Origin of the sequence: Nonomuraea sp. NPDC049725 (genome assembly GCF_040674795.1) — a bacterium.
Lineage (GTDB): Bacteria > Actinomycetota > Actinomycetes > Streptosporangiales > Streptosporangiaceae > Nonomuraea > Nonomuraea ceibae.
In genome coordinates this window covers 477878-489593 of the sequence record NZ_JBFANJ010000001.1, presented here as the reverse complement: position 1 = coordinate 489593, position 11716 = coordinate 477878, and the positions used below count along the sequence as shown (strand labels likewise).

Annotated in this window: 9 protein-coding genes; 5 read left to right on the top strand and 4 right to left on the bottom strand. The window is 71.7% G+C overall.

Annotated elements, in window-relative coordinates; translation table 11 throughout:
• Positions 1-237: 237 nt before the first annotated feature.
• The 3 genes from AB0J53_RS02540 (at position 238) to AB0J53_RS02530 (ending at position 3271) form a co-directional block, all read left to right on the top strand.
• Positions 238-1005, top strand: coding sequence for an alpha/beta hydrolase (locus AB0J53_RS02540; protein ID WP_364168036.1), 768 nt, complete (start codon positions 238-240; stop codon positions 1003-1005).
• Positions 1006-1177: 172 nt separating this feature from the next.
• Positions 1178-2371, top strand: coding sequence for a low temperature requirement protein A (locus tag AB0J53_RS02535; RefSeq protein WP_364168034.1), 1194 nt, complete (start codon positions 1178-1180; stop codon positions 2369-2371).
• Positions 2372-2476: 105 nt separating this feature from the next.
• The gene (locus AB0J53_RS02530) at positions 2477-3271 is read left to right on the top strand and encodes a universal stress protein (RefSeq protein WP_357584831.1); all 795 of its coding nucleotides are present in this window, start codon (positions 2477-2479) and stop codon (positions 3269-3271) included.
• 20 nt (positions 3272-3291) lie between these two features.
• Here AB0J53_RS02530 and AB0J53_RS02525 read toward each other — a convergent pair whose 3' ends face one another.
• Together AB0J53_RS02525 and AB0J53_RS02520 are read right to left on the bottom strand one after the other, a co-directional pair.
• Complete coding sequence (locus tag AB0J53_RS02525) at positions 3292-3558, bottom strand: WhiB family transcriptional regulator (protein WP_219499263.1); 267 nt, start codon at positions 3556-3558, stop codon at positions 3292-3294.
• Positions 3559-3632: 74 nt separating this feature from the next.
• On the bottom strand, positions 3633-4451 hold the full coding sequence (locus AB0J53_RS02520) for an alpha/beta hydrolase (protein ID WP_219499266.1): 819 nt from the start codon (positions 4449-4451) through the stop codon (positions 3633-3635).
• 269 nt (positions 4452-4720) lie between these two features.
• On the opposite strand from AB0J53_RS02520, the gene AB0J53_RS02515 reads away from it, so the two are divergent.
• Entirely contained in the window at positions 4721-5356 is a 636-nt protein-coding gene (locus tag AB0J53_RS02515) for a sigma-70 family RNA polymerase sigma factor (protein WP_219499268.1), read from the top strand.
• An 84-nt stretch (positions 5357-5440) separates the two neighbouring features.
• On the opposite strand, the gene AB0J53_RS02510 is transcribed toward AB0J53_RS02515, so the two are convergent.
• Together AB0J53_RS02510 and AB0J53_RS02505 are read right to left on the bottom strand one after the other, a co-directional pair.
• Positions 5441-6265 (bottom strand): alpha/beta hydrolase, encoded by an 825-nt coding sequence (locus AB0J53_RS02510; RefSeq protein ID WP_364168031.1) that lies wholly within the window; start codon positions 6263-6265, stop codon positions 5441-5443.
• A gap of 34 nt (positions 6266-6299) precedes the next feature.
• Positions 6300-9128, bottom strand: coding sequence for an AAA family ATPase (locus tag AB0J53_RS02505; RefSeq protein WP_364168029.1), 2829 nt, complete (start codon positions 9126-9128; stop codon positions 6300-6302).
• A 91-nt stretch (positions 9129-9219) separates the two neighbouring features.
• Here AB0J53_RS02505 and AB0J53_RS02500 point away from each other — a divergent pair, with 91 nt between their 5' ends.
• Positions 9220-11541: a helix-turn-helix domain-containing protein gene (locus AB0J53_RS02500; RefSeq protein ID WP_364168027.1), complete on the top strand. Its 2322-nt coding sequence runs from the start codon at positions 9220-9222 to the stop codon at positions 11539-11541.
• Positions 11542-11716 lie beyond the last annotated feature (175 nt).

The following is an 11716-nucleotide window of genomic DNA, read 5'->3' as shown; positions in this document are numbered from 1 at the left end:
CGGCTGTCCGGTCCAAGCTGTGAAGCCCGGCCTCGTCCGCCGTGGCCTCGGCCAGGCGCGGAGCCGCTGAGGTGCGAACCACCAGCCTGACACCTGAAAGGGCATGCTCATGATCACGAAAAAACGGCCCGTCATCGTTCTGGTCCACGGCGCGGCCCACCCGCTGCCCGACGTGGAGAGTGGCGCGGCGGGTCCCGGCCGTTCGGTCGCCGCCATCCAGACCAGAGGTGACGCATCATGCCGGTAGTCCTCATCCACGGCGTCCCCGACACCCATCGTCTCTGGTCGGGTGTCCGCCGGTACCTGACGCGTACGGACGTGGAAGCCTGGGACCTGCCGGGGTTCGGCGCTCCACGGCCCGAGGGCTTCGGCAGCACGAAGGAGGAGTACGCCGACTGGCTGATCAGCCGACTGGAGGAGCTCGGCGAGCCGGTCGATCTGGTCGGTCACGACTGGGGCTGCATCCTCACCGCCCGGGTCGCCTCTCTCCGTCCCGACCTGGTACGTACCTGGGCCGGCGGGAATGGCCCGATCAGCGCTCGATACACGTGGCATCCGCTGGCCAAGATCTGGCAGGACCCGGTCGAGGGGGAGCGCTTCATGGCAGGGCTGACGCCCGACGGCTTCGCGGCCGATCTCGTCACCGGCTTCGAGGTCCCCGCCGACCTGGCCGAGGAGACGGTGCGGTACGTGGACACGCTGATGAAGGACAGCATTCTCAAGCTCTACCGCTCCGCCGTGCGGATGGGCGGTGAGTGGGAACCGGAACTGGGCAGGATGTCCGCGCCCGGCCTGGTGTTCTGGGGAGCCCGCGACCCTGCCTGCCCCGTCGGGTTCGCCGACGAACTGGGCCGGGCTGTCAGGGCGGAACGCGTGCTCAAGCTCGACTGCAACCACTGGACGGTGTTGCAGCGGCCCGCCCAGGTCGCCGCCGCCCTCGAACGGCACTGGCGGCGCCGCCGGCCGGAACGTCCGTCCATGCCGGCGCCTTCGGAGGAACGATGAGCGGTCCGGCCGTTGAGGACATCCTCCCGCACGAGGCCACTGCCTGAGCCCATGCTCGTTTCTCTTGTCACAGAACGAAGCGCTGCCCGGTCTTGCTAGCGGGACAGACTCACGGAGCGACAGGAGCGCGACCTTGCCACCGGCCAACACCACCATCCGCATCAGGGTCAGGATGAGCGCTCGCCCTGTCGACGAGCCGCACCGCGCTGCGAGCCAGCTGGAGCTCCTGTTCGACCTCACGTTCGTGATCGCGGTCGCCGCCGTCACCGCGCGGCTCGCGCACGACCTCGCGGACGGTCATGGCCTGGCCGGGCTGCTCCCGTTCCTGCAGGTGTTCTTCGCGATCTGGTGGGCGTGGATGAACTTCACCTGGTTCGCCTCGTCCTACGACACCGACGACGTCGCCTACCGGCTGCTGACCATGCTCCAGATGGCCGGGGTGCTGGTGCTGGCCGCCGGCGTGCCCGCCGCGGCCGGCGAGGCTGATTTCGGCATCGTCACGCTGGGCTACCTCATCATGAGGGTGGGGCTCGTCGCCCAATGGCTGCGGGCCGCAGTCGAGGATCGGGCGAGCCGGCGCACCGCGCTGCGCTACGCCGGTGGCATCGCCGTCCTGCAACTGGCGTGGATCCTCCGGTTCTTCCTGGTGGAGAAGGGTGGGCTGCCCGCTTCGTCAGGGCTGCCGATCTTCGTCTGCCTGGTGGTCCTGGAGCTCGCCGTGCCGCGGTGGGCGGAACGGGTGCGGCCCACCACGTGGCACCCGCACCACATCGCCGAGCGCTACGGCCTGTTCACGATCATCTTGCTCGGTGAAAGCGTGCTGGCGGCGAGCAGGGGAGTGGAAGGGGCGCTCGGAGCCGGCGGGATCAGCGGCGCCCTCGTCGTCATCGCGGGCTCCGGCCTCGTTCTGCTGTTCGCGCTGTGGTGGCTGTACTTCCTGGTGCAGGCGGGTGGGGGGCTCAGCGATCGCCGTCATCGGTCGTACCTGTGGGGATACGGCCACTACGGCGTCTTCGCCGCCCTTGCCGCCCTCGGCGCCGGGCTCGAAGTGGCGGTGGAACAGAGCGGGCAGGAGGTCGCGGCATCGCCCATGGCGCTCGGCTACGCGGTCGCCATCCCGGTCTGCGCATATCTCCTCCTGTTGCAGGTGACGCACGCGCTGGTCCTCGCGAGGCCCGTCATCCCGCCCAGGGCGGCGCTTGTGGATTGCGTCGTCGTCCTGGCGCTGCCGCTTGCGACGCCCTGGATCGGCGTGGTCGGCGTGGTCGCGGTGATCTCGGCGAGCTGTGTGCTGCTGGTCGCCGTCGCGATCTGGCCGACGGCCATCGCGGCCAGGACGGCGGCACGCCATGCCGGCCCCGAGTGACCGAGGACACCGGGCGTGGACGACCGGGATCGCCGCGCTCATGCGGAGGTCTCGGCCACAGGAAAGCTCGTCGAACAACCGGCGGCCAACGAGAAAGGAACAGCGATGAGCGCTGTAGTCGTAGGTGTGGACGACTCCGAGGACGGCCTGCGGGCCGTGGAGTGGGCCGCCGCCGAGGCAGAACGCCGGCGTCGGCCGCTGGAGATCCTCCATGCCTTCATTTGGCCGCTGCTCGGAGTGCCTCTCGGCCCTGCGCCGGGAGGCCCGCCTGAGGGCGGCCTCCGGCACGACGCCGAACGCATCCTGAACACCGCCGTGACGCGTGCGCGTGCGGTCGCGCCCGGCATCGAGGTGACCACCGGTCTTCCTGAGGCCGTGCCGGTCAACGCGCTGCTGAGCCGGTCCCACCAGGCAGGGCTGCTCGTCGTGGGCAGTCGCGGCCTCGGCGAGGTCGGAAGCCTGCTGCTGAGCTCCGTCGGCGCCAGGCTCACGGCCGAGGCCGCCTGCCCGGTCGTGGTCGTGCACGGGCACGTCACGCCGAAGGGGCCCGTCGTGGTGGGCATCGACGACCATGACGAGAGCGAGGCGCTGCTCGCGTTCGCCTTCGCTCATGCCTCACGGACCACGAATGCCCTGACGCTGGCGCATGCCGGCGACGGGCCGGCCGTGCCCGAACGCGCTCTGGGGACGTGGCGTGAGCGCTTCCCATCGGTCACGGTCGGCCAGGAGAGGCTGACCGGCCGCCCAGGCAAGGCGCTGGTGGGCCCGGCTTCCGGGGCGTCCCTGCTCGTGGTCGGCTCGCACCAGCGTCATGGGCTCCGCGCACTTCTGCAGGGTTCGGTCAGCCAGACAGTCCTCCGTCACGCCACCTGCCCCGTCGCGGTGATCCGGATCTCTTGACGAGATGGGGCGGCGACAGTTCAGCCGGTCTTCTTGAGCCGCTTGGAGCGCATGCGGCGACGCTCGTCCGGTGTGGTGCCGCCCCACATGCCTTCCGGTTCGCCGGTCTCTACGGCCCAGGTCAGGCAGGGCACGCGCACCGGGCAGCTCATGCAGATCCGCCGGGCCAGGGCGGTGTGCGGGGCGGGCCTGCCGTCCCAGGTGAGCGGGAAGAACAGGTCGGGATCGCTGTTCGCGCAGGCCCCGTGGTCGGCCCAGCGGAGTGTCAGCCTTGGTTCGATGTCCATGGTCGCCACCTGTGTGCTCGACGCCGGAGGGCCGCCCCGCCCGCGACGACGGGCGGGGCGGCCCTCTCCGGCTGTTAACGGGTACGGCGGTCGGCGTCGACGATGACGTCGGTGATGACGGACGGGTGGCTCAGCGACATGGCGTGCGAGGACTTCACCTCGATGGTGCGAGCCTTGGCCCGCGCGGCCATCCACCGCTGACCTGCGGGCGCGATGGCCTTGTCCTCGCCGCTGACGATGACCCAGCTGGGGATCTTCTTCCACGCCGGGGCGCCCGAGACGCCGGTGTAGGCGCCGACCCCGAAGGGACGCTGGGCCACGGCCATCCGCCGGGCCGTGTCGGCGGGCAGGTCGGCGGCGAACACCGCGGGGAAGCTGGCCGGCTTGATGTACAGGTCGACGCCCTCGCCCGCCGCGTCGGTGTACGGGCGCTGGTCGAGCGTGGCCGGGCCGAGCAGGCTGCCGGGAAACTTCTCAGGGTCCAGCACGGTCTCCGTGCTCTCGCCCTTGTCCGGCAGGAACGCCGCCACGTACACCAGGGCCTTCACATTGTCGGCGTCGCGGGCGGCGTTGGTGATCACGACGCCGCCGTAGGAGTGGCCGACCAGGATCACCTTGCCGGGAATGCCCTTGAGGATGCTCGCGATGTAGGCGGCGTCCCCCGACAGGGTGCGCAGCGGGTTGGGAGCCGCTACGACCGGGTAGCCGCGCCGCTGCAGCTGGGCGGTGACCCTGTCCCAGCTGCTCGCGTCGGCGAAGGCGCCGTGGACTAGCACCACCGTGGGCCGGGTGCCCTCGGCGGTGCCGGCCATGGCGGGAGCGGTGGACAGCGTGACGGCGGCCAGGCCGAGAGCGGCGGCGGAGCTCTGCCAGACGGACGGTCGATGACGCATGACGAGACCTTTCGTTAAGGGATGAATCACGGCCGGTGAGGGTGCCGGGTGCGCCGGCGACCTCCTCTGCCGGTGCATGCTCCACGGTTCCGGCACGGCGGCCGGCGGACATCGCACGAAGACTTGAGATCGCACCGCCCCTCGCGGCGCGCGGGCCGGCATCGCCGCCTGGCGTCCCGCCCGGATGTCAAGCATCCGTGCGATGTCGTCCGACCCCGTCGGGCGTTTGCTGGGATCCGACTGATGCAGGCCCTCAGCTGGAGAGACGAATGATCCCCATCGGCCATTTCACGGAGAACGTCAACCGCGAAGCTGCGTTCATCACCACACGACCGCGGCTCTTCGCGATCGCCTACCGCTATCTCGGGGACGCGGGCGAGGCCGAGGACGTGGTGCAGGAGGCGTGGCTGCGGTGGGAGCGCGCCGACCGCTCGGCCATCGTCAACGCGCCCGCGTTCCTCGCGAAGACCACCGTCAGGCTCTCTCTCAACGTCGTCCAGTCCGCGCGCATGCGCCGTGAGACGTTCCCCGGCCCCTGGCTGGCCGAAAGGAACGAGGGCAGCGCCGGCCCCGACTCGGCGGCCGAGCAGCACGAGGCCGTAGATCTCGCGGTCCGGGTGCTGCTGGAGAAGCTGTCGCCCGCCGAGCGGGCCGCCTACCTCCTGCGCAAGGCCTTCGACTACCCCTACCGACGCATCTCCGAGGTCCTTCACCTGGACGCGGCGTATGCGCGGCAGCTCGTACGGCGGGCCCGCGAACGCATCGAGACCGGGCGGCGCAGGCCGGTGGACATCACCGAGTATCAGCGCCTCGTGCAGGTGTTCCTCGATGCGACGCGGACCGGCGACCTGGCCGAGCTGGAAGGGTTTCTCGCCGCCGACATCTCCATGAGAAGGAGTGCGTGATGAGCGACACGGTGGAGGGAGCGTCGTCCACGTGGTCACCCAGCCGGAACAGGTCGCGATCAGGCTCGGTAAGTGCCCGCCGCGTCAGCTGCCGGCAAGGAACCGGAGCAGCGTGCGGTTGAAACGCAGGGGGTGCGTGGCCTGGCAGCCGTGCGGCGCGCCCTGGATCACCTCCACGTCGGCGCAGCCGATGCGTGCGCCCGTGGCCGCGAACGGGGCGATCTCGTCGTCATCACCGTGAATGATCAGGGCCGGCACCGGCAGGGCGAGTTCGGCGCGCAGATCGCTGCGCGCCAGCGTCGCCAGCCCGGCGTCGAGCGCCTGCGGCGACGCGGCGGCTCCCTGGTCGCGGTAGTGGCCGCGGTGGAGGTCGCTCAGCAGTACGCGGTCGCCGGCCCGGAACATCCGGGTCACGTAGGAGTCGATCATGGTGAACCTGTCGGTGCCGAGCCGCGCCCTGAGATGGTCGAAGTGCTCGGGGGTCCAGGGGCCCTGCGGGTTGCCGTAGGAGCGATACAGGTACGGCAGCGCGGCCCCCACCAGGACGACCCCCGCGATCCCTGCCGGGCCGTACCGGGTGAGATAGCGTGCGATTTCCGCCGCGCCCATCCCCGCTCCCACCAGCGTCGCGTCGGTCAGCTCCAACTTCTCAAGCATCGCGCGGAGATCGCCGGCCAGGTTGTCGTAGCCGTAGCCGCCCCAGGGACGGGTGGAGTCGCCGAATCCCCGGCGATCGTAGGTGATCACGCGATACCCGGCCTCCACCAGCGCGGGCAGTTGTGCCGCCCACATATGTCTGGACAGCGGCCAGTCATGGAGCAGGACCACGGGACGACCGTCACCGTAGTCCTCGTAGCAGAGCTCGACCGGGGTATGGCCGTGGTCGACGCCTACAGGCAGGTAGGCCATGAAGTCGCCGCTTCCTTTCCGTTGGGGTACCGGGTCAGCCGTCGTGCTCCACGACCAGCCGGGTCAGTTCCACGCGCGAATTGACGTCCAGCTTGGTGTAGGCATGACGGAGGTGGGTGTTGACGGTGTGCGGCGACAGGAACAGCCGCTCCGCGACCTGCCGGTTCGTGGCGCCCTGGGCCACGTGCCTGACCACCTGCAGTTCGGCGGCGGTCAGCCCGTCCCAGCCGTGGGCGGCGCCGGACTTGCGGCCGCGCCGGCGTATCCCGGCCTCGCGCAGCCGCCGCCGCACCCGGGCCGCGTCCCGCAACGCTCCGGCCTGCTCGTACAGCTCCGATGCCGTTTTCAGGCGGGCGACGGCGGCCCGCCGATCCGTGGCCGCCAGCGCACGGCCGGCGTCTTCCAGCGCCGATGCGCGCACGATCGGCCGGGGGAAGCCGGCGAACCGTTCCGCGGCACGTGAGAGCAGGGCCGCGTCGTCGTCGAGCAGTCCGCGGGCGTGTTCCGCGACAGCGGTCAGGAACGGAAATCCGGGGTTGCGCCCGGCCCGGGCCTCGGTCTCGCAGACCATGCGCACGGCCGCCTCGCGGTCACCGGCGCGCAGGGCCATGCGGACGAACACCACGTCGTCGGCCGCGTCCAGGGGGGTCGCCCCCGTCGCGCCGTCCGGGCCCAGCGCGACCGCCGCCGTGGCGTGGGCCAGGGCGCGTGCCGGGTCGTCGTCGCAGTCGGCTACCAGAGCGAGCATCCAGGAGCCTGCCCTGGTGACGAAGGGAGCCTCGTCACCTGTCATGCGCAGGCCGTCGGCGGCCAGCTGGGCGATGCCGAGACGGTCACCCGCGTACAGGGCCGAGCGGCCCAGCGCGTAGCGGGCGGTCACGTCGGCGGTGTTTCCCGTCGCGCCCTCGGCCAGGGCGGCTTCCGCCTCGGCACGGGCGCCGGCCAGCCGCCCGGCGTCGAGCAGCATACGGACGCGGTACAGCGACCACATGCGCGCCGCGGCCACCTGTCCGTGTGTCCGCGCTCTTCCCAGGGCGAGGTCGATCTCCTCGAGCCCGCGCAGGGGTTCGCCCGCCGAGCTCCACAGGAAGCTCTGCCAGGACGGCCCGGGGATCCAGGGCGAGTGCAGGATGCCCGCGTCGGTCGCCAGCCGTACCGCCTCGTCCTGCCGGTCGAAGGCATGCCGCCAGTCCGTGCGGTGGAACGAGAGCGTGGCCTCCACCGCCATCGCGGTGGCCTCGATGGCGCGATTGCCGCAGTAGCCGCCGGCGAGCAACGCCGCCTCGGCGGCGCGACCGGTCTCCTCGACGTCCCCGGCCACGACGAGAGAGAGGGCCTGCAGGGTGAGCAGGTGTGCCAGGGTCGTCTCCGACAGCCCTGGCAGGGCCAGCGCAACCCGGCACTGCCTGACCGCCTCGGCGAACGAGCTCTGGCTCGACAGCCTGGCCAGGCTGAGCCGTACCTGCGCCTCGCCTTCCGGTTCCAGCAGCCCGGCCAGGGCGCCGGCAGCCGTCGCACGGGCTTCGTCGTCGTGGCCGGTCAGCCACAGCAGGACGGCGGTCTCGGCGATCAGTGCCGGGCGGTCGGGGTGGTCGGAGGGGGCGAGTTCCAGAGCTCGGCCGCTCAGGGCGGCCGCGGCGGCGGGGGAGGTGGGCGCGAGGTCGGTGGCGGCCCGGCGCAGCAGCGAGACGGCTTCGTGGTCGCCCGGCTGGGCGACCTCCGCCAGGTCGGCGGCCACTTCCATGGCCGCCGCGCCGCGCCGCAGCCGCACATCGACGGCCTGACGGCGGATGAGGTCCTTGAACGCGGCGGGCACGCTGTTCCGTACGGCCTCGCGGACCAGATCGTTGCGCAGGGCGAGCCGGCCGTCGAGGTCGGTCAGCAGGTCGGCGCCCAGAGCCTCCTGCAGCGGGCCCATCAGGTCGACGGGGGAGCACCGCAGAAGTTCGGCCAGGACGTCGACGTCGGCGTCGCGGCCCAGCATGGCCGCGAAGCGGATGCTGTCGCGGGCCAGCGGCGAGAGCCGGTCGAGGCGCTGCCGGATCGAAGAGCGGAAGCGCATGGGGATGCCCTCGGCAGCCGTGAGATGCGCCATCCCGTCCTGGACGAGGATGGCGCCTTCCTCGCGCATGCCGTTCAGCAACTCGACAAGGAGCAGCGGCCGGCCGTCGGCCTTCCTGGCGAGTTCGAGCAGCACGGGTTCGGCGACGGCCTGCAGGATGTCCTGGGCCAGGAGCGCCACGGCCTTCGTCGACAGCGGTCGCAGCACGATCCGCTCCGCAGGCCAGGCGCGTGCCGTACCGGCCTGATGCTGTTCGCGGATGGCCAGCACCCACAGGATGGGCCGGCCGGACAGGCGGGTGGGCAGCGTGCGAAGGGCGCTGCGGGTGGCCGCGTCACACCACTGCAGATCGTCCATGAGTATCACCAGCGGAGCAGCCGACGCGGCTCTCTCCAGCTCGTGCTGCAGCTCCCGCAGCAGCCAGAACCGCTGTTCCTCCGCCTCGCTGAGCGCCAGCAACCTCTCGCGCGCCACGAGGGGTGCCGGGCCGGACAGCAGCGCGTCCAGCAGGGGGGCGAAAGGTACGGCATGGCCGTCCTGCGTGCCGGCGCCTGCCCTGACGCGCAGACTGCCGGCCGCGGCCAGATCGGCGACCTCCGCGAGCAGACGTGACTTGCCCGTCCCCGGCGCCCCCTCGATCAGAACGGCTCCGCCGTGCCCTCGCCGCAGGTCGTGCAGCCGGTCACGCAGCAACGACAGCTCGGGCTCGCGGCCGCGCAGCGGCATCGTGGGGAAGGCGTCTGCGGCGGAGCGACGCTCAGAAGGGACCGAGAAGCCCGCTACCGCGTTGTTGAGGCTCATGTGCTCGTTCCGTTTCCGTGGTGTGGTGCCCGGCCGGAGGTGCCGTTTTCAGGCGGAGATCGTGTAGGACAATGGAATCAAACGGGGCTTAGTGGGACGAGGCAGAACGACAGGCAGAAGTGGCCGATTCTGCCTTCTGCCGGGAAAGCGAGCAGGGGTGAGCGACTCTTTCGGAGCACTGCTGAGAGCCCACAGACTGGCCGCGGACCTGACGATCGAGGGGCTCTCGCATGCTTCGGGGGTGAGCGTGCGTGCCATCGGCGACATGGAACGCGGCGTCAGCCGAGGGCCGCAGGGCCGTACCGTCGCCGCGCTCGCCGAGGCGCTGCGGCTGTCGCAGGCGGACCGCGACGCGCTCCTCGCCGCAGCCCGCGCCGGCCGGCCGCGCGCCGCTCCCTCCACCGCCGGGATCTGCGAACTGCCCCGCGGTGTCGGTGACTTCACCGGTCGTGAGCGCGAGCTGGGCGTGCTGCGCGACTTGGCCACCCGGCGCTCCCGCGCGGACGAGACTGCCGCGATCGTCACCATCTCGGGCACGGCGGGCATGGGCAAGAGCGCGCTGGCCGTGCACGCCGCCGGGCAGTTGGCGGACCTGTTCCCCGACGGCCGCTTCTTCCTCGACCTGCGCGGCATGGACGCCATCCCGCTGACCAGCTCGAACGGCCTGTCGCAGCTGCTCAGGGCGCTGGGCGTGGCCGAGCGCAACATCCCGGCCGACGAGCAGGAAGGCGCCGGGCACTACCGGGCGCTGCTGCGCGAGCGGCGCTGCCTCATCGTGCTGGACAACGCGGAGAGCGAGAGCCACGTACGCCCGCTGCTGCCGGGGGACGGGCCGAGCATGGTCCTCATCACCAGCCGCCGTCCGCTGGCCGGGCTGGAGGGGGCGCGCCAGATCCCGCTGACCCAGCTCGCCGGGCCGGAGGCGGCCGAGCTGCTGCGTGCCATCGTCGGCGAGGCCCGCTCGATGGCCGACCTCAAGGCCGTCGACGAACTCGCCCGGTTGTGCGGCCATCTGCCGCTGGCCATACGCATCGCGGGCAACCGGCTGCAGAGCCGTCCGGGCTGGACGATCAGGCAGCTCACCGGCCGGCTCGCCGACGAGGATCACCGCCTGGACGCGCTGGCAGCCGGGGGCCTGCACGTCGCCGCCGCCTTCGCGCTGTCCTACGAGCAGCTCACCCCCGCCGCCCGGCAGACCTTCCGGCGGCTCGCGCTGGCCGTGGGGTCCGATTTCGGCATCCCGATGACCGCCGTCCTGACCCAGCTCGACGTGGACGACGCCGAGGACGCACTGGAGGAACTGGTCGACCTGGGGCTGCTCAGCTCCCCGTACGCGGGCCGCTACCGCTTCCACGACCTCGTCCGGCTTTATGCCCGTGCCCGGCTGGAGCAGGAGGAGCCGGCCCAGGAGCGGGAGGCGTCGCGCTCACGGATGGAGAGCTGGCTCCTGGAGGTGGCGGTGGCCGCCGGGCGCTGGTTCGAGCCCGAGCACGGCACGCTGCCGCCAGAGCGGCGTTCCCTCGTCGCGCTCGACAGCCGGGCCGAGGCACGCGCCTGGCTGCAGGCGGAAGGCGCGGCCTGGTTGGAGGCGCTGCGCTCGGCGGCACGACGCGGAGAGCACACGACAGTGGTCGAGGTGGCCGGATCCATGAAGGGGTTCCCGGACCAGTGGCCCAAGTGGGGGCACTGGGCCGAGGTGTTCACGCTGTCCACCGAAGCGGCCCGGGCCACCGGCGACCGGCGGGAGGAAGCGGCGCAGCTCAACCAGCTGGCCTGGACGATGTACGTGTGCGAAGGCCGGACGAAGGACGCGGAGACCTTCGCCTCGCGAGCGCTGGAACTGGCCCGCGAGGTCGGCGACCTCCCTCAGCAGGGAGTGGCTCTGGTCCACCTCGCCTGGGCTCTGCGCAGCGATCCGGCGAGACTGGAGCAGGAGCTGGAGCACGCCCGCCAGGGCGCCCGCCTAGCCCTGCGGGGCGGCGATCTGAAGAACTACCCCCAGGCCGTGCTCGCCGAGGTCCACGCCCTGCGCCGGGCCGGCCGCCCGGAGGACGCCTTGGAGCGCAACCTCGCGCTGGTGGCCGAACTCCGTGATCCCGCTTTCGGCGGGTTCCCGATCGTCACCACCTACATGCTCGGGGCCGCCCTGGGCCATCTCGGCACCACCTACCTGACGCTCCAGCGCTGGGAAGAGGCGGTCGAGGCCTACCAGCAGGCCATGCCACAGCTGAGCGTCCACCCGCTGCCCTTCTCGGTGGCGCTCACCCAGCACAGGCTGGGCACCGCGCTGCGGTGCGCGGGCCGGATCGTGGAGGCCCGCCATGCGCTGGCCGAGGCGGCGCGGCTCTACGAGGAGGAGGGCGACGGCGACAAGGCCGCCGAGGTGCTCAAGGAGCTCGAAGCAGCCGAATGAGACATCGCATGTTCGTGCGATGTATCGCACCACACAGAACTGACACCGTGGTCCACACCGCCTCCCGCCGGAGGAGGCCGACCTCGGGTGGACACGTATGGCCGTCTGGTTCGTCACGGGAGCCGCACGCGGCACGGGGCGGCACGTCGCCGTGAAGCGCTCCGGAGAGGGCACC